This is a genomic window from Saccharothrix carnea, assembly GCF_003014735.1.
GTDB lineage: Bacteria > Actinomycetota > Actinomycetes > Mycobacteriales > Pseudonocardiaceae > Actinosynnema > Actinosynnema carneum.
The window spans coordinates 1-22333 of record NZ_PYAX01000032.1 but is presented as its reverse complement, the minus strand read 5'-3'; the positions used below and the strand labels follow the sequence as shown (position 1 = coordinate 22333).

At 72.7% G+C, this 22333-nt stretch carries 21 protein-coding genes and 1 pseudogene; 13 read left to right on the top strand and 9 right to left on the bottom strand.

Annotated elements, in window-relative coordinates; all coding sequences use genetic code 11:
* Positions 1-69: 69 nt before the first annotated feature.
* From B0I31_RS41105 to B0I31_RS39580, 6 genes are all read left to right on the top strand, one after another.
* The gene (locus B0I31_RS41105) at positions 70-219 is read left to right on the top strand and encodes a hypothetical protein (RefSeq protein ID WP_181320781.1); all 150 of its coding nucleotides are present in this window, start codon (positions 70-72) and stop codon (positions 217-219) included.
* 283 nt (positions 220-502) lie between these two features.
* Positions 503-1249 (top strand): IclR family transcriptional regulator, encoded by a 747-nt coding sequence (locus tag B0I31_RS39600; RefSeq protein ID WP_181320780.1) that lies wholly within the window; start codon positions 503-505, stop codon positions 1247-1249.
* Between the two features lie 92 nt (positions 1250-1341).
* A complete protein-coding gene (locus tag B0I31_RS39595; RefSeq protein ID WP_106620521.1) occupies positions 1342-2361 on the top strand; it encodes an Ldh family oxidoreductase in 1020 nt (339 codons plus the stop codon).
* Positions 2358-3710: an MFS transporter gene (locus B0I31_RS39590; protein ID WP_106620520.1), complete on the top strand. Its 1353-nt coding sequence runs from the start codon at positions 2358-2360 to the stop codon at positions 3708-3710. Before B0I31_RS39595 ends, B0I31_RS39590 begins: the two co-directional genes overlap by 4 nt.
* A complete protein-coding gene (locus tag B0I31_RS39585; RefSeq protein ID WP_181320779.1) occupies positions 3707-5059 on the top strand; it encodes a mannitol dehydrogenase family protein in 1353 nt (450 codons plus the stop codon). Before B0I31_RS39590 ends, B0I31_RS39585 begins: the two co-directional genes overlap by 4 nt.
* Position 5060: 1 nt before the next feature.
* Positions 5061-5825 carry an SDR family NAD(P)-dependent oxidoreductase gene (locus B0I31_RS39580; protein ID WP_106620519.1) on the top strand — a complete coding sequence of 255 codons (765 nt, stop codon included), beginning with the start codon at positions 5061-5063 and terminating at the stop codon, positions 5823-5825.
* A gap of 5 nt (positions 5826-5830) precedes the next feature.
* On the opposite strand, the gene B0I31_RS39575 is transcribed toward B0I31_RS39580, so the two are convergent.
* Positions 5831-6427 (bottom strand): short chain dehydrogenase, encoded by a 597-nt coding sequence (locus B0I31_RS39575; protein WP_106620529.1) that lies wholly within the window; start codon positions 6425-6427, stop codon positions 5831-5833.
* 70 nt (positions 6428-6497) lie between these two features.
* Here B0I31_RS39575 and B0I31_RS39570 point away from each other — a divergent pair, with 70 nt between their 5' ends.
* Entirely contained in the window at positions 6498-7367 is an 870-nt protein-coding gene (locus B0I31_RS39570; RefSeq protein ID WP_106620518.1) for a LysR family transcriptional regulator, read from the top strand.
* 150 nt (positions 7368-7517) lie between these two features.
* Positions 7518-9365, top strand: coding sequence for an ABC transporter ATP-binding protein (locus tag B0I31_RS39565; protein ID WP_106620517.1), 1848 nt, complete (start codon positions 7518-7520; stop codon positions 9363-9365).
* Positions 9366-9525: 160 nt separating this feature from the next.
* Here the strand turns inward: B0I31_RS39565 and B0I31_RS39560 are convergent, their stop codons facing one another.
* The 5 genes and pseudogenes from B0I31_RS39560 to kdpF all read right to left on the bottom strand — a co-directional run bounded on the left by B0I31_RS39560 (position 9526) and on the right by kdpF (position 14728).
* Positions 9526-10347 (bottom strand): hypothetical protein, encoded by an 822-nt coding sequence (locus B0I31_RS39560; protein ID WP_146174130.1) that lies wholly within the window; start codon positions 10345-10347, stop codon positions 9526-9528.
* 129 nt (positions 10348-10476) lie between these two features.
* Positions 10477-11010, bottom strand: coding sequence for a potassium-transporting ATPase subunit C (locus B0I31_RS39555; protein ID WP_106620528.1), 534 nt, complete (start codon positions 11008-11010; stop codon positions 10477-10479).
* Between the two features lie 7 nt (positions 11011-11017).
* Positions 11018-13009: a potassium-transporting ATPase subunit KdpB gene (gene kdpB / locus B0I31_RS39550; protein WP_106620515.1), complete on the bottom strand. Its 1992-nt coding sequence runs from the start codon at positions 13007-13009 to the stop codon at positions 11018-11020.
* Positions 13006-14627 (bottom strand): annotated as a pseudogene (gene kdpA / locus B0I31_RS39545) (potassium-transporting ATPase subunit KdpA). The gene kdpB and the pseudogene kdpA overlap by 4 nt, the downstream one beginning before the upstream one ends.
* Entirely contained in the window at positions 14627-14728 is a 102-nt protein-coding gene (gene kdpF, locus B0I31_RS39540) for a K(+)-transporting ATPase subunit F (RefSeq protein ID WP_106620514.1), read from the bottom strand. Before kdpF ends, kdpA begins: the two are co-directional and overlap by 1 nt.
* A gap of 276 nt (positions 14729-15004) precedes the next feature.
* Here kdpF and B0I31_RS39535 point away from each other — a divergent pair, with 276 nt between their 5' ends.
* From B0I31_RS39535 to B0I31_RS39520, 4 genes are all read left to right on the top strand, one after another.
* Positions 15005-16057, top strand: a complete 1053-nt coding sequence (locus tag B0I31_RS39535; RefSeq protein ID WP_106620513.1) for a magnesium and cobalt transport protein CorA — start codon at positions 15005-15007, stop codon at positions 16055-16057.
* Between the two features lie 67 nt (positions 16058-16124).
* Complete coding sequence (locus B0I31_RS39530) at positions 16125-16388, top strand: hypothetical protein (RefSeq protein ID WP_146174129.1); 264 nt, start codon at positions 16125-16127, stop codon at positions 16386-16388.
* Between the two features lie 154 nt (positions 16389-16542).
* The gene (locus B0I31_RS39525) at positions 16543-18693 is read left to right on the top strand and encodes an esterase-like activity of phytase family protein (RefSeq protein WP_245950801.1); all 2151 of its coding nucleotides are present in this window, start codon (positions 16543-16545) and stop codon (positions 18691-18693) included.
* Between the two features lie 253 nt (positions 18694-18946).
* Entirely contained in the window at positions 18947-20089 is a 1143-nt protein-coding gene (locus B0I31_RS39520; protein ID WP_106620510.1) for a carboxylate-amine ligase, read from the top strand.
* Here the strand turns inward: B0I31_RS39520 and B0I31_RS39515 are convergent, their stop codons facing one another.
* The gene (locus tag B0I31_RS39515) at positions 20090-20416 is read right to left on the bottom strand and encodes a hypothetical protein (RefSeq protein WP_106620509.1); all 327 of its coding nucleotides are present in this window, start codon (positions 20414-20416) and stop codon (positions 20090-20092) included.
* Positions 20417-20586: 170 nt separating this feature from the next.
* Between B0I31_RS39515 and B0I31_RS39510 the strand changes: the two genes are divergently transcribed.
* Positions 20587-20988: an ATP-binding protein gene (locus tag B0I31_RS39510; protein WP_181320778.1), complete on the top strand. Its 402-nt coding sequence runs from the start codon at positions 20587-20589 to the stop codon at positions 20986-20988.
* 2 nt (positions 20989-20990) lie between these two features.
* Here B0I31_RS39510 and B0I31_RS39505 read toward each other — a convergent pair whose 3' ends face one another.
* Positions 20991-21236 (bottom strand): three-helix bundle dimerization domain-containing protein, encoded by a 246-nt coding sequence (locus B0I31_RS39505; protein WP_106620507.1) that lies wholly within the window; start codon positions 21234-21236, stop codon positions 20991-20993.
* 422 nt (positions 21237-21658) lie between these two features.
* A complete protein-coding gene (locus B0I31_RS39500; RefSeq protein ID WP_106620506.1) occupies positions 21659-22051 on the bottom strand; it encodes a hypothetical protein in 393 nt (130 codons plus the stop codon).
* Between the last annotated feature and the right edge of the window lie 282 nt (positions 22052-22333).

The following is a 22333-nucleotide window of genomic DNA, read 5'->3' as shown; positions in this document are numbered from 1 at the left end:
AAGCGCCGGGACGGCCGGCCGAGGCCCACCGGCCGGGTTCGAAGACGTCCGCGTCCGGCCAGTACCGGGGTGTCGCTGCAGCGCGTGCACGGGTACGACCACGTCGTCACCGCGCAGCGCCTTCAGCGGCCCGACGCGGTGGTCGTGGAGCACCGGGCGGCGGTGCTGCCAGGCGGGCGGCCACAGCCGGAGCGTCTCCAGCGCGATGTGCCGCGGTGACGCCTCTTCGAGGGCTCCGACGCGCCGCCGGGCGTCGACGAGCTCGGCGGACTGCCGCACGCAGCCACCCAGTACGGCAACCCGGGTGACCTGCCGATCACCGGCGACTGGGACGGCAACGGCGTCGACGACCTGGGCGTCTACCGGCCCGCCAACCGCACCTTCTACCCGTACCCGCAGTACCTGCGCGCCCGCCCGGCGACGGCACGCGTCACCGGGCGGGCCGCCGCCGGCCCGTGGCGGAACCGGTGGGCGTGATCGAACCTGGCTTACATTGAGGCCCATGAGTGGCGACGCACCGCTGTCCGCGGCCGAGAAGACGCTGAGCGTCCTGGAAGCACTCGCCGACCACTCGCGGATCGCCGACATCGCCGACGCCTCCGGCCTGCCCAAGCCGACCGTGCACCGGATCCTGCAAACGCTGGTCCAGCGCGGTTTCGCGCGGGCCGACGGGCGGGGCGGCTACCTCGGCGGCCCGCGGATCCTCAGCCTGGCGGGCCGCTTCCTGCAGCGCCTGGACATCGCCGAGCACGTCCGCCCCGCGCTGCGCGACCTCCAGGAGCGGACCGGGTGGACAGTCCACCTGGCACTGCTGTCCGGCGACGAGGCGGTGTACGTGGCCAAGTTGGAGGGCGTGCGGCCCTACCACCTGGCCTCCCGCGTCGGCATGAGCCTGCGCCTGCACTGCACGTCCATCGGCAAGGCGATCCTGGCCGCCCTGCCCGACGACGAGGTCCGGGCGCTGGTCCGGCGCACCGGCCTGCCCGCCCGCACCGGGCGCACCATCACCGGTGAACGCGCCCTGCTCGCCGAGCTGGCCGTCGTCCGGGAACGCGGTTACGCCGAGGACCACGAGGAGAACGAGGCCGGGGTGCGCGCCGTGGGCGCGGCCGTGGTCAACCACACCGGCGAGGTGGTCGGCGGTGTGTCGGCGGCGTCGCTGGTGGACCTCGCCGACGCGCCACCGGACCTGCCGCAGCTCGTCGTGCGCGCGGCGGCCGAGGTGTCGCGCGCGCTGGGCGCCGACTGAACCGAACCACCCTGTGACTCGCTTCACAAAGCGGGCGAGTCGTGTCATCGTGTCCTCATGTCGATGGAACTCCATTCCGTCAGGCGGAACGCATGAAGGTCACGTCGAGCGAACTCACGAAGCTCGCCGTCCGGATCCTGCTCGACGCCGGGACGAACCTCGTGGACGCCAAGATCGTCGCGAACTCGCTGGTGGAGTCGAACCTGACCGGCCACGACTCGCACGGCGTGCGCAGGCTCGTCGACTACGTCGCCCGCCTCCGCGACGGCCGGATCGACCCCCGCGCCCGCCCCGACGTCGACCACCCGCGCCCCGGCACGGTCGTGGTGCGCGGCAACCGCGCCCTGGGCCGGATCGCGGCCGGTGTCGCGGCCCGCGAACTGCGCGCCCTGACCCGGACGCACGGCAGCGGCGTCGCGGTGATCCAGGACTGCAACCACGTCGGCAGGCTGGGCGAGTACGTCGGTTTCCTGGCCGAGCACGACCTGGTCGCGCTCGCGTTCGGCAACGCCGACCCCACCGTGGCGCCCTACGGCGGCCGGGAGCGGCGGCTGGGCACCAACCCCCTGGCCTGGGCCGCGCCACGGGCGGCGGATCGGTCGCCGATCGTGGTGGACTGGGCCACCTCGGGCGTGGCCGAGGGCAAGCTGGCGGTGGCCCGCGACCGCGGTGAGCGCGTGCCCGAGGGCCTGGTGCTGGACGCGGACGGCCGGCCGACCACCGATCCCGCCGACTTCTACGCGGGCGGGGCGCTGCTGCCGTTCGGCGGGCACAAGGGCTACGGCCTGAGCGTGCTGATCGAGGTGGTCGGCGGCCTGCTCACCGGCATGGGCGTGGGCAGCCTGCCCGGCTACCGCGGCGGGTTCGGCACCGTGCTGGTGGCCGTCGACATCGGCTCGCTCACCCCGGTCGAGCGGTTCCGCGAGCAGGCGGAGCTGTTCTGCCGCGAGCTGACCCGCACCCCGCCCGCCGAGGGCGGTCACGAGGTGCTGGTACCGGGTGAACCGGAGGCACGCACCCGCCGCGCCCGGTTGCGCGACGGCATCCCCATGACCGAGGAGACCTGGCGCGAGCTGCACGGCCTGCTCGAGGCGAAGGAGGGCACGACATGACCGGAGCCGCCGACCGCACCACGACCGGGCACGAAGGCGAGCAGCCGACCGGCGGGACGCGGTTGCGCCGCGTCGTGGGCGCGTCCGTGGTCGGCACCGCGTTGGAGTGGTACGACTTCTTCATCTACGGCTTCGCCGTGACGCTGGTGTTCAACGAGCTGTTCTTCGTCACCGACGACCCGGCGACCGGCGTGATCGTCGGGTTCGCCACCTTCGGCGTCGGCTTCGCGGTGCGCCCCCTGGGCGGGTTCGTGTTCGGCCACCTCGGCGACCGCATCGGCCGCCGGTCCACGCTGGTGATCACCACCCTGGTCATGGGCGTCTCGACCGGGCTGATCGGCCTGCTGCCGACCTACGACTCGATCGGCATCGCCGCGCCGATCCTGCTGACCGTGCTGCGGATGTGCCAGGGCCTCGGCGCGGGCGCGGAGTTCGGCGGCGCGTCCACGCTGCTGGCCGAGCACGCGCCACCGCGTCGGCGCGGCTTCTTCACGTCGTTCGCGCAGACCGGCGTCCAGCTGGGCCTGCTGTCGGGCACGCTGGTGTTCCTGCTGGTCGAGACGCTGCCCCGGCAGACCGTGCTGGACTGGGCGTGGCGCATCCCGTTCTGGTTCAGCTTCGCGCTCATCGCGGTCGCGCTGTACGTGCGGCTGCGGGTCGCCGAGTCGCCGGTGTTCCAGCGGATGGCCGCGCAGCGGACCACGGTCAAGCTGCCCGTGTTCGACGCGCTGCGCCGCTACCCGCGCAACTTCCTGATCGGCATCGGCGCGCACATCTGCGACACCGCGATCGTCTACATCTACGCCACCTACAGCCTGGCCTACATCACCAAGTCGCTGGAGCTGCCGCGCTGGGTGGGGCTCACCGGCGTGGTGGCGTTCGGCGTGGTCGTGATCGTGCTGCAACCCGTGTACGGCGCGTTGTCCGACCGGATCGGGCGGCGTCCCCTCAACCTGTTCAGCGTGGTGTTCACGGCGGCGTTCGCGTTCCCGTTCTTCCTGCTGCTCGACACGCGGGAGCCGGTGCTGATCTGGGTGGCGCTGGTGGTGGCGACCGCGTTCGGCCTGGCGCCGATGATCGCCGTGCAGCCCGCGTTCTACGCCGAGCTGTTCGGTGCGCGCGTCCGCTACACCGGGTTCGCCGCGTCCCGCGAGATCGGCGCGGCGCTGGCCGGGTTCTCCCCGCTGGTGGCCGCCGCGCTGGTCGCTCGGGCGGGTGGGCAGGGCTGGCCGGTGGCGTGGTGGATGATCGGCACCGCGGCCGTGTCGTTCGTGGCGTTCCTGCTGTCGGCGGAGGGCAAGGACGTGGACATCGCCGCCGCCGACGTCTCGGGGGTGACGCCGCGGTGACCCACCCGCGCCTGTCGGCGGCCCGGTTGCCCGCGTGGCTGGCGGCCGACCTGCCGCGCGCCGACGTCGGCATCGTCCACATCGGACTCGGCGCGTTCCACCGGGCGCACCAGGCGGTGCTGACGCAGGAGGCGATGCTGGTCGAACCCGGTCCGTGGGGCATCTGCGCCGTGGCACGGCGCAACGGGCGGCTGGTCGACGCGCTGGTCGAGCAGGACCACCTGTTCACCGTCACCGAGCGGGGCGCCGCCGACGACCGGCTGCGCGTGGTCGGCAGCGTGCGGGAGGCACTGCTGGCCGTGGAGCAGCCCGACCGGCTGGCGACCGTGCTGTCCGAACCGGGCACCCGCGTGGTCACGCTGACCGTCACCGAGTCGGGGTACCGGCACGACCCGGCCACCGGGCGGTTGCGCGCCGACGACCCGGACGTGGCGGCCGACCTCGCGGGCGGACCGCCGTGCACACCGGTCGGGCAGCTGGTCGGCGGGCTGCGCCGCCGCCGCGACCGCGGGCACCCCGGGCTGACCGTCGTCTCGTGCGACAACCTGCCCGACAACGGCCGGCTGGTCGGGCGCCTGGTGCGGGAGTTCTGCGCGCGCCGCGGCGAGCACGACCTGGTGGAGTGGGTCGACGAGCACGTGCGGTTCCCGTCCAGCGTGGTGGACCAGATCGTGCCCGCCACCACCGACGCCGACCTCGCCCGCGTGGCCGAGGCGCTGGGCTTGGAGGACCGCGCCGCCGTGGTCGGCGAGCCGCACCGCCGCTGGGTGGTGGAGGACGATTTCACCGCCGGACGTCCGGCGTGGGACGCGGTCGGCGTGGAACTGGTCGCCGACATCGGTCCGCACCAGGCCGCGAAGCTGCGCCTGGTCAACGGCACGCACTCGGCGCTGGCCCACCTCGGCCTGCTCGCCGGCTGCACGACCACGGCCGACGCCCTGGCCTGCCCCGCGATCGCGCACTTCGCCGAACGCCTGCTGAGCACCGAGACCGGCCCGTCGCTGCGCCGCTTCGGCCTGGAGCCCGACGAACGCGAGGTCGGTGCGCTGCTGACCCGGCTGGCCAACCCGCGCATCGCGCACCGGCTCGACCAGATCGCCGCCGACGCGCCCCGCAAGCTGCCGCAACGCCTGCTCGACCCGGCGGTCGACCTGCTCGTCGCGGGCGTCGAACCGCGCCTGATCTGCCTGGCCGTGGCCGGTTTCCTGCACCAGCAGGACTTCCCCGTGCTGGCCCTGCCGCTGCCGCTGCGCGAGTCCCGCGTGTTCCGCGCGCTGGTGGCCGACGCGGTGCGCCGGATCGACCAGGACGGGGTGGTGGCCACCCTGCACCGGATCGGGAGGAGCTGACGTGGACCTGCACGACACCGTCGCGGTGGTGACCGGCGGCGGCACCGGGATCGGCCGGGCCACCGCGCTCGCGCTGGCCCGTTCGGGCGGCCGGGCCGTCGTGGTGACCTACTCGCGGTCCGCCGCCGACGCCGAGGCCACCGCGGCGGAACTGGCCGCGGGTGGGTGCGAGGCCGTCGCCGAACGCGTCGACGTGGCCGACGACGGGCAGGTGCGCGCCCTGGCCGAACGGGTGCGTACCCGGTTCGGCCGGGTCGACGTGCTGGTCAACAACGCGGGCACGACCCGGGCCGTGCCGCACCACGACCTCGACGCCCTGACCGACGACGTGGTCCACCACGTGCTCGACGTCAACGTGGTCGGCCCGCTCCGCGTCACGCGGGCGTTCGCCGACGACCTGCGTGCCGCCCGGGGCGCGGTGGTCAACGTCGCGTCCATCTCCGGGTACCGGGCGGGCGGCTCGTCCATCGCCTACGGGGTGAGCAAGGCGGCGTTGCTGCAGCTGACCCGCAATTTGGCCGTGGCCCTCGCACCGGACGTGCGGGTCAACGCCGTCGCGCCGGGGACCGTGGCCACGCGCTGGCAGACGTCGCTGCACGGCGAGGCGGGGTTCGCCGAACGGGCGGCGGTCGAGCGGCGAACCGTGCCGCTCGACCGCACCGCCGACCCGGCGCACGTGGCGCAGGCCGTGCTCGGGCTGCTGGCGATGGACCTGGTCACCGGCGAGGCGATCATCGTGGACGGCGGCAAGCACGTCGTGTACTAGCCGCCTTACGGCACGTAAACCTGGCCTGTCTGGGCGCCCTCGACCGAGCGGACGTACGCCCGGGTCACGTCGGCCAGGTCGACCGGCGGCACGCCGGCGAAGAGGTCGCCGTAGTCGTCGAGGCTCTCGGTGAACACGCTCGGGCTGACGGCGTTGACGCGCTGCGGGGCGATCTCGATCGCCGCCGCCCGCACGAACGCCTCCACCGCGCCGTTCGCCATGGACGCGGCCGTGCCCAGCAGCACGGGCTCACGCGCCAGCACGCCCGTGATCAGCGTGAACGAACCCCGTTCGGCGACGTGGGCGACGCCCTGCCGGACGAGTTCGAGCTGGCTGAGCACCTTGCCCCGGAAGGCGTCCTGGTAGTCCTGCGCGGTCATCTCGGTGATCTTCTTCCACGGCACGCCGCCCGCCGCGCTGACCACCGCGTCGACCCGGCCGACCCGCCGGTACAGCTCGGCGGTCTGCGCGGGGTCGGCGAAGTCGTACCGCAGGTCGCCGCCGGACCGCCCGACCGTGATGACGTCGTGGCCGCGACCGGCCAGCGCGGTGTGGACCGCCGTGCCGAGCTTGCCGCCCGCGCCGATGAGAACAATCTTCATGCCGATCACGCTAAGGCCGATCCCCACCGCCCGCTAAATGCCGTTTGCGCACGACTTATGCTCCACAGTCATGAATGTGGAGTTGCGGCACCTGCGGGCGTTCGCGGCGATCGGCAACGAGGGCACCATCACCGGCGCGGCCGCCGCGCTGCACATCAGCCAGCCCGCGCTGTCCCGCACCCTGAACCAGTTGGAGCGCAGGCTGGGCACCCGACTGGTCGAGCGCACGACCCGCAGCCTGGCGCTGACCGAGGCGGGCACGCGGCTGCTCGGGCACGCCAACCGCATCCTCACCCAGGTGGACGACGCGCTGGCCGAGGTCACCGCGGGGCCGCGGGCGCTGCGCGTCGGGTTCCCGTGGGCGGCGCTCGGCAGGCACACGGTGCCGTTGCTGCGCGGCTGGCGCCTGGTCCGGCCCGACGTGGAGGCGCGGGTGTTCCGGCTGGACGACCCGGTGGCCGCACTGCGCCGCGGCGAGGTCGACGTGGCGTTCGTGCGCTCGCCGCCGTCACCCGACGGTGAACTGGCATCGGCGGACCTCTACCGCGAACCACGGGTGGCGGCCGTGCCCGAGGATCACCCGTTCGCGCCTGCACCGGGTGTCCGGCTGGTCGACCTCGCCGACCGCCCCGTCGCGTTCTGCGCCGCCGCGTGCAGTTCCAGCGTCGAGCTGTGGCCGCCCGGACAGCGCCCCGGCACCTTCGACGTCGCCAACACCGACGAGTGGCTCACCGTGATCGCCACCGGCGACGCCGTGGGCGTCACCGCCGAAGCGACCGCGCACAGCCACCCGCACCCCGCCGTGCGCTACCTGCCGCTCACCGACGTCGGGCCGGTGGTGGTGCGGGTGGTCTGGCCCCGCAACGCGACCCACCCGGCCGCCGACGCCTTCCGCCACCACGCCCACGAGATGCTCGGCGAGGCCGCCCGGCAAGCCTGACAAGGGTGCCCGCGAGCCCAGCGGCAATAAATCGTTGGCGCAGAAGGACATTCCGCCGGAACGCGAGCGCGCACGGCGATATTCGATCGCCGTCACCCCGTCCGGTGCGGCAACATCGGCGTGGCCAAGGTGCCCCCCGAAAGGAGTCGGATGGCCGCGCCAAGGTCCGAAAAACCCGTCAACAACCGCAAAAGAGCGGTGCTGCTCGCCCTGCGCCTGTACGGCCGGGAATTACGACGGCACCGCTTCCTCAGCGCGGGCGCGCTCCTGCTGCCCGCGCTCGGCAACACCTGCCTGGCCTACCTCGCGCCGCTGGCGATCGGCGCGCTGGCCGGTCGCCTCGCCGATGGCGACGACACCGGCTTCGCCGCCGCGCTGCCGTACCTGCTGGCGTTCGCCGGCGTGATGCTCTTCGCGGAGCTGCTGTGGCGCGTCGGCGTCCACTGCCTCAACCGAGTGGACGGGCGCGGGATCGAGCGCCTGTCCGTCATGGGCATGGACGCACTGCTCGACAAGGACGCGGCGTTCTTCCACGACAACTTCGCCGGTTCGCTCACCAAACGGGTGCTGAGCTTCGCGTCGCGGTTCGAGGAATTCGTCGACACGGTCGCGTTCAGGATCGTCGGCAACCTCATCCCGCTCGGTTTCGCGTGCGTCGTGCTGTGGACGTACCACCCGTTGCTCGTCGTGGTGCTGCTCGGCCTGATCCTCGTCACGGCCTTCGTCACCGTGCCGCTGATCCGCCGCAGGCAGCGCCTGGTCGACGAACGGGAGGCCGCCTACGCGCGGGTCTCCGGTCACGTCGCCGACACGCTGATGAACATGGAGACGGTCCGCGCGTTCGCCGCCGAGGAACGGGAGAGCGCGGAGCACCGGAGCCGGACCGCCGAGACCCGCGTGCTGGCACTGCGGTCGTGGGACTACGGCAACCTGCGCATCGACACCGTGGTGGCACCGATGTCCGTGCTCACCAACGTGCTCGGACTCGCGGTCGCCCTCGGGGTCAGCGGAGGGCTGGGGGTGGAGGCGATGGTGGTGACGTTCGCCTACTTCAGCAACGCGACGCGGATCATGTTCGAGTTCAACCAGATCTACCGGCGGTTCGAGAGCGCGCTCACCGAGGCCGCGCAGTTCACCGAACTGCTGCTGGACGAGCCGACGGTGCTCGACCCGGAGGACCCGGAGCCGTTGCGCGCCGAGGACTCCCGGGTCCGGTTCGACCGCGTGGTGTTCGCGCACGGCGGCGGCAAGCCGCTGTTCGACGGCCTGGACCTGGACATCCCGGCGGGCACGCGGATCGGCCTGGTCGGCCGCTCCGGCGGCGGCAAGACCACGCTCACCCGGTTGCTGCTGCGGCTGATGGACGTGGACGACGGCCGCATCCTCGTCGGCGGCCAGGACATCGCCCGACTGCGCCAGACCGACCTGCGCAGCCTGATCGCGTACGTGCCGCAGGACCCGGCGATGTTCCACCGGACGTTGCGGGACAACATCGCCTTCGCCAGGCCGGGTGCGAGCGACGCCGACATCCTCCGCGCCGCCCGTGCCGCCCACGTGACGGAGTTCGCGGAGGCGCTGCCCGAGGGGTTCGACACGCTGGTCGGCGAACGCGGGATCAAGCTGTCCGGCGGGCAGCGGCAGCGGGTCGCGCTGGCCCGGGCGATCCTGCGCGACGCGCCGGTACTGCTGCTGGACGAGGCGACCAGCGCGTTGGACTCGGAGAGCGAGGTGCTGGTCCAGGAGGCGCTGTGGCAGCTGATGGAGGGCCGCACCGCGCTCGTCGTGGCGCACCGGCTGAGCACCGTCGTGCGGATGGACCGGCTGATCGTGCTCGACCGGGGCCGGATCGTGGAGCAGGGCACGCACGCCGAACTGCTCGACGCCGATGGCGCGTACGCCAAGCTGTGGCGCCACCAGTCCGGCGGCTTCCTGGACGAGACCGCGCCCGACGAGGCCGTCGCCGACCAACCGGCCCCGGTGGGCGCCAAGCCGTCCTGACCGCGGACCACCGCACCGGGCCGTCAGGTGGTCCGCGGTCGGCGACCTGCCGGCCGGCGGCACCGACTGCCCGGTGCGCTGCCTTCCGCGGGCCGCGGGCATGTACCGGTAGGACAGCCGGGTGGTCGTCGACACCGCGCTCGACCGCCTCCGGTAGCCCCTACCGGGTGGTCTGGAACTCGTCGAACAGCTCCGGGATGTAGGCGAACAGCAGGTCCACCGTGCTGAACGCGCCGTTCACCGGGTCGAGCTGCGCGTAGGCGTAGGCCATCTCGGAGCCCTTGCGGGACGGCGCCGACTCGCGCACGTCGGTCAGCCAGTCCACGAACGGCACGCGCCGCAGCACGATCAGCGGGTCCAGCAGCACGCCGTAGAGCAGCAGCATGTCCAGCACGACCGGGCGGTTGCGCAGTGCCCACCGGTAGAACTCGGAGAACAGGAAGAACCGGCGCTCCACCGCCGTGGGCCGCAGCCCGTGCACCTGCTCGGCCACCGCGACACCGTGCTCGGTCGAGGCTTGCTCGGCTTCGCTCCACGCCCGGTCGTGGACGTTGCGGACGGTCAGTTCGCCGCGGTGCAGCCGGGTCAGGTAGTCGGCCCACCGCGCCGAGCCCGGGTTGCCGAAGCCGTCGGTCGACCGGCCCAGCGCGAGCGCGACGCCGCGTTCGATCCCCTCCAGGATGGCCGCGTCGACGTGCGAGGTCCACGTGCCCGGCGCGCCCAGCCCGCGATCGCGGAAGAACGCCAGCACGCCCTCGATGTTGCGCCAGCGGTCCGGCGCGCCCAACGCCGCGGCCGGACCGCTCTGCACCAGCCGGAGGAACTCCAACCGCTCCGCCATCGCCATCCGGTCGATCTCGGCGGCCGTGCAGTCCAGCGAGGCCGCGCACTCCCCCGGCGACCGCGCCGCCGCCGACGCCGGGACCGGCACCACCAACCCGGCCACCAGAGCAAGAACGACAACCCATCCGGAGCGCTTCACAGAGGGCAACTTATCGCCTCCACACGGTGACGGTGACCGTAAACCACCCGTTCAGGTCGAAGCGTCACACATCACTTCGGGGTCGGGCTTCGGCCCGTTCCCCGACCGGCAGGGCAGGCAGCCCACCGGTCACCCTCGAACCGCGCGCTCCACCGCCCGGTTGAGCCCGGTGACGTTGACGGTCTCGGTGAAGCCACCGCCGGTGTTCGCGGCGACGAGTTCGCGCACCCGCTGCTCGGGCAGGCCGGTCACCCGGGCCACCCGCGGCACCTGGAGTGCGGCGTAGGTCGGGCTGATGTGCGGGTCCAGCCCGGACGCCGACGCGGTCACGGCGTCCGGCGGCACGTCGGCCCCGGGCACGCCTTCGCGCTGCGCGATCGCGGCCCGCCGCTCGGCCACCACCGCGTCGTAGTCCGCGTCGCGCTCACCCTTGTTCGAACCGCCGGACGCGGGCGGTGTCGCGGCGGACGGCCGCGGGTGGAACCACTCGTCACCCTCGCGGTGCACCCCGACCAGGGTCGTGTCGACGGCCTCGGCGTTGGCGTGCAGGCCGGGCAGCCGCGACACACCCCACACCGCCGCCGGGTAGAGCACCCCGGTGAGCACGGTCAGCACGAGCAGGACCCGCAGCCCCGCCCACGCCTGCTCGACGAACTTGGTCACCACGACGTCACCCGATTCCAGGAATGAGACGGACGAGCAGGTCGATCAGCCAGATCCCGGCGAACGGCGTCACGACGCCGCCCAGGCCGTAGACCAGCAGGTTGCGCCGCAACAACGCCGACGCGCCGGACGGCCGGTACCGCACGCCCCGCAATGCCAACGGGATCAGCACCACGATGACCAGCGCGTTGAACACCACCGCGGACAGGATCGCCGACTGCGGCGTGGCCAGCTGCATGACGTTCAGCCTGCCGAGCTGCGGGTGGATCGCGGCGAACATGGCGGGCAGGATCGCGAAGTACTTCGCCAGGTCGTTGGCCACCGAGAAGGTGGTCAGCGCACCCCGGGTGATCAGCAGCTGCTTGCCGATCTCCACGATCTCGATGAGCTTGGTCGGGTCCGAGTCGAGGTCGACCATGTTCCCGGCCTCCTTCGCCGCGGACGTGCCGGAGTTCATCGCCACGCCCACGTCGGCCTGGGCCAGCGCCGGTGCGTCGTTGGTGCCGTCACCGGTCATCGCGACCAGCCGGCCGCCTTCCTGCTCACGGCGGATCAGCGCGATCTTGTCCTCGGGCTTGGCCTCGGCGAGGAAGTCGTCCACGCCCGCCTCCGCCGCGATCGCCTTCGCGGTCAACGGGTTGTCACCGGTCACCATCACCGTGCGGATGCCCATCGCGCGCAGTTCGGCGAACCGCTCCCGCAGGCCGGGCTTGACCACGTCCGACAGCCGGATCACGCCCAGCACCACGTCGTTCTCGGCCACGACGAGCGGCGTGCCGCCGTCCTGGCTGATCCCGGCCACGATCCGGCGGGTTTCGTCGCCGATCCCGAACGCGCTCGCCGCGCCCTTGCGGACGCGCCGGTCGCCGAGGTCGATGCCGCTCATCCGGGTCTGCGCGCTGAACGGCACGAACTCGCCGGTCTTCTCGTGCCCGGTCGCCTCGGTCGACAGGCCGTACCGCTCGACGCACAGCTCGACCACGCTGCGGCCCTCCGGCGTGCCGTCGGCGAGGCTGGACAGGCGGGCCGCCTCGGCGAGCGTGCGCTCGTCCACGCCGTCGACCGGGATGAGCTCGGTCGCCCGCCGGTTGCCCCAGGTGATCGTGCCGGTCTTGTCGAGCAGCAGGGTGTCGATGTCGCCCGCGGCCTCGACCGCCCTGCCGGACGTGGCCAGCACGTTGCGCCGCACCAGCCGGTCCATGCCCGCGATGCCGATCGCCGACAGCAGTGCGCCGATCGTGGTCGGGATCAGGCACACCAGCAACGCGGTCAGCACGATCACCGACTGCTCGCCGCCGGAGTAGACCGCGAACGGCTGCAACGCCACCACGGCCAGCAGGAAGATGATCGTCAGCGTCGAGAGCAGGATCGTCAGCGCGACCTCGTTCGGCGTCTTCTGCCGTCGCGCGCCCTCGACCAGCGCGATCATCCGGTCCACGAACGTCTCACCCGGCTTGGTCGTGACGCGCACGACGATCCGGTCCGACAGCACCGTCGTCCCACCGGTCACGGCCGACCGGTCGCCGCCGGACTCCCGGACGACCGGCGCCGACTCGCCGGTGATCGCGGACTCGTCCACGGTGGCGATGCCCTCGACCACGTCGCCGTCGCCGGGCACGACCTCGCCCGCCTCGACCACGACCAGGTCACCGACGCGCAGCTCTGCGCCGGGGACGCGTTCCTCGCCGCCGGCCGCGGTGAGGCGCCGGGCCACGGCGTCGTTCCTGGTCCGCCGCAACGAGTCGGCCTGCGCCTTGCCGCGCCCCTCGGCGACCGCTTCGGCGAGGTTGGCGAACAGCACGGTCGCCCACAGCCACGCCGCCACCGCCGCGGTGAACACGTCCGGGTCGGCGATCGCGAAGACCGTGACCAGCAGGGAACCCACCCACACCACGAACATGACCGGGTTGCGCACCTGGTCACGCGGGTGCAGCTTGCGCAAGGCGTCCGGGAGGGACGCGATCAGGACGGAAGTCCTCTGTGGACTTTCTGCGTTCACAGCAAGGCCTCCGCGACGGGGCCGAGGGCGAGAGCGGGCACGAAGGTGAGTGCGGCGACCAGCACCACGCTGCCCGCCAGCAGGGTCGCGAACAGCGGACCCGTGGTGGGCAGGGTGCCCGCGGTCTGCGGCACCTTCCGCTGCGCGGCAAGGGAACCGGCCAACGCCAGCACGGCCACGATCGGCACGAACCGGCCCAGCAGCATGCACACCGCCAGTGAGGCCTGGAACCAGTCGCTGGTGACCGTGATGCCCGCGAACGCGCTGCCGTTGTTGTTCGACGCCGACGCGTAGGCGTACAGGATCTCCGACAGGCCGTGCGGTCCGGGGTTGCCCAACGCGTCCGGGGTGGACGGCAGGACCGCCGTGACACCAGCGCCGATCAGCATCACGGTCGGCATGGCCAGGATCGACACCGCCGCCGCGGTCACCTCGCGCCGCCCCAGCTTCTTGCCCAGGTACTCCGGGGTGCGGCCGACCATCAGCCCGGCCAGGAACATCGTGATGACCGCCAGCACCAGGATCCCGTACAGTCCGGTGCCGACACCGCCCGGCGTCACCTCGCCGAGCAGCACGTTCAGCAGCACCGTCCGCCGCCCAGGCCCGTGAAGCTGTCGTGCATCGAGTTCACCGCGCCGGTCGACGTGCCGGTGGTGGCGTTCGCGAACAGCGCGGACGCGGGCACTCCGAAGCGGAGTTCCTTGCCCTCCAACGGCCGCAGCCCGTTCGCCTCGGCCCACCAGACCACGGCCAGCGCGCCCGCCCACAGCACGCCCATCACGCCCAGCAGCACGCGGCCCTGCCGGCGGTCGCCGACGAGCGTGCCGAACGTGCGGGTCAGCGACACCGGGATGACCAGCATCAGGAAGACCTCCACGAGGTTCGACCACGAGTTCGGGTTCTCGAAGGGGTGGGCCGAGTTGGCGTTGAAGACGCCGCCCCCGTTGGTGCCGAGCTCCTTGATGGCCTCCTGGCTCGCGGCCGGGGCGATCGCCACCTCCTGCCCGTCCACGGTCACACCGGACTTCAGGCTCATCACCACGCCGAGCGCGATCAGCACGACCGCGAACACGGCCGAGATCGGCAGCAGGACGCGCACCACGCCGCGCACCAGGTCGACCCAGAAGTTGCCCAGCCGGTCGGTCCGCTGCCGCGCGAAACCCCGCACCAGCGCCATCGCCACCGCTAGGCCGACCGCCGCGGACACGAAGTTCTGCACGGTCAGCCCGACCGCCTGCACGGTGTGCCCGAGCACGGTCTCCGGCACGTACGACTGCCAGTTGGTGTTGGTCACGAAGCTGACCGCGGTGTTGAACGCCATCCCCGGCTCGACGGCACCGCGCCCGAAGTCGAACGGCAGCCACGGCTGGGCCCGTTGCAGCAGGTAGAGCAGCACGACGCCGACGAACGAAAAGCCGAGCACGCCGAACGCGTAGCCGCTCCACCTCTGCTCGGAAGCCGGGTCGACCCGGCCCAGCCGGTAGACGAGGAGTTCCACCTTGAGGTGCCGGGTGCCGGTGTAGACGCGGGCCAGGTAGTCGCCCAGCGGCCGGTGGACCACCGCGAGGGCGCAGATCAAGAGGCCGACCTGGAGCAGGCCGGCCGAGGTCGGTGACATCAGAACCTCTCGGGCCGGACGAGGGCGACGAACAGGTAGCCGATCAGCAGCAGCGCGAGCACGCCGCCGATGGCGTTGGCGATCACTCCGGTGCCGCTCACCGGCTCGCCAGTCCGCGCACGGCCAGGGCCAACACCAGGAACACCCCGATCAGCAGCGCCGCGCAGGCCAGGTCGGCCATGGGCGTGCTCCTTTCCGATCACTCGCTCGGGCCGCACCCACGGCGGCCGGGACCGGCACAGCGTGCGGCACGGAGCAGGGCGTTCACCGTCGGCCTGACGCCCTCTTGACGCGCCCGGACCCGTCGTTGACGCGATTCGAACGCGCATTCGGAGTCCGTCACCCGCCCGGGACGTGGTTGCGGCAAGATCGAAGGCATGGCGAGCGCTGCTGCAGACGGCGTCCCCGGCGCGGTCGCGGACGTGGAGAGGGACACCGTCGTGGCGTGCGCGGTGTACGTCGACGGCGTGCGGCTGCCCGGCGACCCGTCGCCCGCCGAGGCGGTCGCCGAGGTCCGCGCCCGTGGCGCCGGGTTCGTCTGGATCGGCCTGTTCGAGCCGGACGAGGAACGCATCCGGGAGGTCGCCGACGCGTTCGGGCTGCACGAACTGGCCGTCGAGGACGCGGTGCACGCCCACCAACGCCCGAAGCTCGACCGCTACGACGACCACCTGTTCGTGGTGCTCAAGACCTTGCGGTTCGTGGAGCACGAGTCGCCGACGACGGCGAACGAGATCGTGGAGTCCGGCGAGATCATGGTGTTCCTCGGCCGCGACTACGTGGTCACGGTCCGCCACGGCGGGCACTCCAGCCTGGGTGAGGTGCGCCGCCAGCTGGAGGCCACGCCGCACCTGCTGGCCGCCGGGCCCGCGATGGTGCTGCACGAGATCGCCGACCGCGTCGTCGACGGCTACCGCGAGGTGATCGAGGCGTTCCAGGGCGACATCGACCTGGTGGAGACCGCGGTGTTCGCACCGCGCAGCGAACTGGGCGTCGAGCAGATGTACCTGGTCAAGCGGGAGATCATGGAGCTGCGCCGGGCCGTGATGCCGCTGGCGGGTCCGCTGCGCAAGCTCAGCGAGGGCGCGTGCGGCCCGCTGGTGCCCGACGAGGTGCGGTCCTACTTCCGCAACGTGGACGACCACCTCACCGCCGCGGCCGAACGGGTCGTGGCGTTCGACGAGGTGCTGACCACACTCGTCAACGCGACCCTGGCCAAGGTGTCGCTCCAGCAGAACAACGACATGCGCAAGATGTCCGCGTGGCTGGCGATCATCGCCGTGCCGACCATGGTGGTCGGCGTCTACGGCATGAACTTCGACCACATGCCCGAGCTGCGCTGGAAGTACGGCTACCCGCTGGTGCTGTCGGTGACCCTGGCCGTGTGCGTGACCCTGTACCGGCTGTTCAAGAGGAACCGGTGGCTGTGACCGCCCCGGCCGCCCGACCGCGACCTCGCCGCACCCGGAAGATCCGGGGCACGGCACCATGGACGGCATGATGCGGCACCTCCCCGCGAAGGACCGACCGGGCAAGGACGCCTGGCTCGGCCCGCTGTCGCTGTGCCTGGCCGTGCTCAGCTGGCCGCTCCCGGCCGGTGGCCCGGTGCTGGCGGTCGCCGCGGTGGCCTGCGGCGTGTGGTCGATGGCCACCAAGACCGAGTACCGGCTGGACTGGACCGCGGTCACCGGTACCAGCGTCGCCGTGCTGCAACTCCTGCTCTCGCTGATGCTGCTGGTCATGTCCGCCGGGGGCCACTAGCGAACCCGCCACGTGACGGTGCGGTCGCTCGCCACCCGGCGTTCACCTCGAGGACGCCTCGCCGGGTTACAAAGCGCGCGCCGTCATCGAGGTAGGAGTCCCCATGGCCCGTCCGGTCCGTGTTTTCGCAGGTCTGATGGTGTGCGGGGTGACCATGTCGCTCCTGGCGCCCGCCGCCGGGGCCACCCAGCCCGGCCGGTTCCAGCGGGTCGACACGCTGTCGGTGTTCGCCAACGGCGCGGCCGCCGAGCACACCGCCGCCGAGATCGCGGCGGCCACGCTGGACGGCCGGACGGTGGTCTACACCGACTCGCCTGCCGAGCGGATCGGCTTCGCCTCGGTCGGCCGGGACGGCACCCTCTCCCCCGCCGGCGTGCTGGACCTGCCGGGTGAGCCGACGTCGGTGGACATCACGGGTCGGCTGGCGCTGGTCGCGGTCGACACGTCCGAGTCCTTCACCTCGCCCTCGGGTGTGCTCGTGGTGGTCGACGTGGACACCAGGTCGGTCGTCGCCACCCACGACCTGGGCGGGCAGCCGGACTCGATCGACATCTCCCCGGACGGTCGGCACGCCGCCGTGGCCATCGAGAACGAGCGCGACGAGGACCTCGCCGAGGGAGCGCTCCCGCAGGCACCGGCGGGCTTCCTCGCCATCGTGGACCTCGCGGGCGGCCCCACGTCGTGGTCGGTGCGCCGGGTCGGGCTCACCGGTCTCGCCTCCGTCGCGCCGGAGGACCCGGAGCCCGAGTACGTCAGCGTCAACGGCCGGGGCCAGGTCGCCGTGACGTTGCAGGAGAACAACCACATCGCGATCGTGGACCTGCCGTCGGCGGAGGTGGTGCGGCACTTCTCCGCGGGCACCGTGACGGTCGAGGGCGTGGACGTCGAGGACGACGGCCGGATCGACCCGTCCGGCACGATCACCGCGGCCCGTGAGCCCGACGCGGTGGCCTGGCTGGACGACCGCACGCTCGGCACCGCCGACGAGGGCGACTACCAGGGCGGTTCGCGCACGTGGACGGTGTTCGACGCGACGTCCGGCCGGGTCGTGTTCTCCTCGGGCAACGAGCTGCAGCAGGTGGCGATCCGCCAGGGCCAGTACCCGGACGGCCGTTCGGACAACAAGGGCGTCGAGCCGGAGGGCCTGGCGGTGGCCACGTTCGGGCGCGACCGGTACGCGTTCGTCGGGCTGGAGCGCGCCAACCTGGTCGCGGTCTACGACGTGAACGACCCGCGCCGGCCGCGGTTCGTGCAGGCGTTGCCGACCGGTGTCGGCCCGGAGGGCCTGCTGCCGATCCCGGCGACCGGCACGCTGGTCGTGTCGGCCGAGGAGGACTCCGCCGAGGACTCCGTGCGGTCCTCGCTCACGTCCTACCGGCTGACCCGCACGCCGCTGGTCGTGGCCCTGGCGCGCAACGCGGGCACGCCGTCGATCGTGTCCGATGGCATCGGGTTCGGCGCGCTGTCCGGGTTGTCGGGCATCCCGGGCCACCGCGGTGACGTGGTGGCGATCACCGACTCGGCGTACCGCCCCACGCGCGTGCTGACGATCGACACCCTGTCCGCGCCGGCCCGCGTGCGCGCGGAGCTGACCGTGACCAGGGGCGGGCAGCCGGTGGACTACGACGGCGAGGGCATCGCCGCGCGGCGGGACGGCGGCTACTGGGTGGCCGCCGAAGGTGACGGCAAGGCGCGGCCGAACCTGCTGGTCGAGGTGTCCGCGACCGGCGAGGTCGTGCGCGAGCTGGCGCTGCCGGCCGAGGTGGCGGCGACGGCCACGAGCAACGGTTTCGAGGGCGTGACGACCACCGGACGCGGCGCCGGTGAGCAGGTGTGGCTGGCCGTGCAGCGGGAGTGGAAGAACGACCAGCGAGGCCAGGCGACACTGGCCCGCTTCACGCCCGCGACGGGCCAGTGGTCGTTCGCCGCCTACCCGCTCGACGCGGCCCGGACCGGCTGGATCGGGCTGTCCGAGGTGACGGCGCTGGACGACCGGACGCTGCTGGTGCTGGAGCGCGACAACCAGCGCGGCGACGCGGCGACGACCAAGAAGGTCTACCGGGTCGACCTCTCGACCTTGGCCACCGCCACCGCGGGCCGGCCCAAGCCGCTCGCGACGAAGACCGAGGCTGTCGACCTGCTCCCGGCGCTGACCGCGGGCGGTGCGGCGGCGCACGACAAGCCGGAGGGCCTGGCGGTCGTCGGGGACGGCCCGCTGCGCCGGTTGGTGGGCGTGGTGGACAACGACGGCGTGGACGACGCGCCCGGCGAGTCGGTGTTCCTGCGCCTGGGCTGGATCCGCTAGGCAGCCGATCCCCTGGTCGAAGGACGGCTCGGGGAGGCCGGGCACAACGAGAAGAACGCCGCTCCCCGTCGTACGGGGTTCCGGCGCTCATCACCTTCTTCGGCACGACAGCGCGTCGACTTGAGCGGTCCAGGGCGGGTTCACCTGATCGGACCAGCAGGCCGCCCTCAAGTCGTGCCCGGGGAGGACGGGTTACCTCGTCCGATCGGGGGTATCCCACCGCTCCCTGGCCCGACAGCCTTCGGAGGCCGTGATGGGCAGCCTGGTGGGTGCGCAGGCTCCGACGCTCGGGGTCGAGGAGGAGTTCCTGCTGGTGGAACCCGGGACCGGGGTGCCGGTCCCGCGCGGTGCCGAGGTGGTCGAGGCCGCCAGGTCGCGGTTCGCGGTGGACCTCGACGTCGAACTCGCCCAGGCTCAGGTGGAGACCCGCACGCCCGTCTGCCGCGACCTCGCCGACGTGCGGCGGCAGCTCCTCGGCCTCCGCCTGGTGGCCGCCGAAGCCGCCCACGCCCTCGGCTGCCGCCTGCTCGCCGTCGCCGCGCCACCGGTCGGTGGACGGGACGGGCCGACCAGCGCGGGCGAGCGCTACCACCACCTGACCGAGGACTACCGGCTGCTCGCGGTCGAGCAGTCCATCTGCGGCTGCCACGTGCACGTCGCCGTGCCGGACCCCGAGACGGCGGTGCAGGTGTGCAACCACGTGCGGCCGTGGTTGCCGGTGCTCGGGACGGTGACCGCGAACTCCCCCTTCGCCCACGGCGTGGACACCGGCTACGCGAGCTGGCGCTCGGTGGTGTGGTCGCGCTGGCCGGGCGCCGGTCCGCCGCCGTACTTCGAGTCGTTCGCGCACTACGAGTCCACTTGCGACGTGCTGCTCGCCGCCGGCGCGGCCCACGACCGCCGGATGGTCTACTGGGACGTCCGGCCCTCCTCGCACCTGCCGACCGTGGAGGTCCGGGTCGCCGACGTCGCGGCCACTGTGGACGAAGCGGTGCTGCTGGCCGCGTTGGTGCGCGGGCTCGTGTGCGCCGCGCTGGCCGACCTCCGGCGTGGCCTGCGGGCGCCCGCCGTGCCGACCGAGGTGTTGCGCGCCGCCACCTGGCGCGCGGCCCGGGACGGCGTCACCGGCCTGTCACTGGACGTGCTGTCCGGGCACCTCGTGCCCGCACGTCTGCTGCTCGACCGGCTGCTGCACCGCGTCGAGGACCACCTCGACGACGTCGACCTCGTGCGCCGACTGCTGTCCACCCTGGACACCGAGGGTGGCGGCGCGGACCGGCAGCGGCGCGCCTTCGCCCGCGCGGGCCGGATGTCCGACGTGCTCGACCGGCTCGCCCGCGACACCCTGGCCGGCACGGAGACGTGGACCGGCGGGCCGTTCCGGCGGACCGCCTGATCAGCCCGCGTCCGGCCCGGCCCGGGCGAGGCGGAACAACGCCGTGCGGCCGGCCAGCAGGAAGACGCGGGCGGCCTGCACGTCACCCGCGGCGGCCTGGTCGTCGGCGTCGCGCAGGAACCCCAGCGCGGCCGACACGGGACCGTTCGGCGTCCGGTCGGCCAGTTCCCGCAGGCCGTCCCGCACCGGTGCGACGGTCGCCGCGTACCCGGCGAGCACCCTGGTGATCTCCTGCCGGGCATCGGCGTGGCGAGGATCGAGGCGCAGCACGGCCTGCACCGCGCAGTCGACCGCGGCACGCAGCACGGCGACCGGATCGTCGTCCACCGGAACCCCTTCCTCACTCACGGAAAGCAAGAATAGATCACCATCCGTAGCGCGGCATGTGCGCAGCGCGTCCGGAGGACACCGTGTGTGCACCCGCCGGTCTCGGGGTACCCCAGCGTGCCAACACCGCTTTGATCAGCAGAGCGGCCGGAGCCAGGGGGGCGACCACCGTGACGCAGACCGACAGCGCACTCGCGGCCAGAATCGTGGTCGACCTGAACACGCCGATACCGCCGTTGGCCCAGATCCGTCAGTGGCTCGCCGCCGTGCTGGCCGACCTCGCCGAAGACCTCTTGCAGGACTTGCTCCTGGTGTGCACGGAACTGGTGTCCAACGCCTACGACCACGCCAGCGCGCCGCGTCGGCTGCGCGTGCAGCGAACGGGTGGTCGTGACGCCCTGCGGATCGAGGTGGTCGACGGCAGCCCGGACAGCCTGCCGGTCACCGGTGTGTCACGGCTGGGTGCGTTCCGCGGCCGGGGGCTGGTCATGGTGGACAGCCTGTCGCGCCGTTGGGGCACCCACCGCGGCACGGAGTGCAAGACGGTGTGGGCGGAACTGCCGCTGTCCTGAGCTCAGCCCGCCTGCAGGCTGCGCTGAGCCGATCGCGCGGCCAGGATCGGCAGGAAGTTGTGGAACGTCGCCCGGTCGGCGAGCCGCTGGTAGGCCTCGGACACCGCGGCGCGGACGACCCGGTGGTCGATCTTGCCGTCGAGCCGTCGGCTGACCTCCTCCGCAGCGTGGTCCAACTGCGTTTCCACGTCGGTGTGCAGGGTGCGGGGATCACGGACCAAGTGGCCTTCGAGCCGTTCAGCCGTCATGGCGTTCCTCCGTCGCGGCACGGTGGTCGCCAGCCTACAGCCGGAACACGGCACCTGCCCGGGCAGCGGACACGACCGGCCTCATGCGACCTGGTCATGGCAACGGGTCTTGGACGCCCGACCGCGGGCGGCGGCACGATCGCCGACCACGAGCCAGGAAACAGCTGATCGACCGACTCGCCGGACCCTCCTGATCGGCGCCGGTGTCACGGCGGGCGTGGCGATGACGAGCGGCCGGGCCGCCGCGGCGACGGCCACCGACCGGGACCCGGTCGCGGTCACGGTCCAGATGGCTGTACGCGCTGGGCGGCCGGTACGACTACCGGCTCACGCGCACCGCTCGCGGGTGGCGGATCGGCGCGGTCACCATGACCCCGGTGTGGGAGTCCGGCGACCGGACCGTGATCGGCCTGCCGGGGTGATCAGAAGCTGTCGGCCGCGGTCAGCTCGTGCTCGAACGCGTCCGCGGCGGCGACGAGCAGCATCAGCGGGCGTTCGAACTCCTCGCGGACGCTCAGGTCCTCCAACGGCACCGTGTGCTTGAGCAGGGCGACGTCGCCCACGACGGCGGCGCCGCCGACCGGCGAGGTGCCGGCGAGTTCGAGGAACCGCTTCAGGTCGATCGCGTCGGCGCGGCCGACCGGCGAGGAGATCTCCACCCAGGCCACGCCGTCCGACTCCGGCACGTGGTGCACCGAGACCTGCTGGGTCCGGTCCTCGTCCAGGTCGAGCCGGAAGCGCAGCCAGCTGTCGGTCTCCTCCAGCACCTCGTACCGCGTCCGGACATAGTTGATCACGTCGATCCAGCTGGTCACCGTAGTTGCCCCTCGCCCCTGCTCACGCCACGCCGCCCGGTCGCTGCACACCGTATCCGAACTACCCGGCGACACCGCGGAGATCGGCGGAGGACTCGTCCGCCAGCACGGTCGGCACACCCCCGGCGCACGGATCGAGGTCGCGACCCGGCGGCCGCGACCTCGATCGGTGTCCTGCTGACCCCGCCTACCGCCAGGTGATGTCGGACGGTGAGTAGAAGCAGTTCCTGCCGTCCGCGCCCTCACCGATCTTCTTCGGCTCGGAACCCTTCGGCACACCCT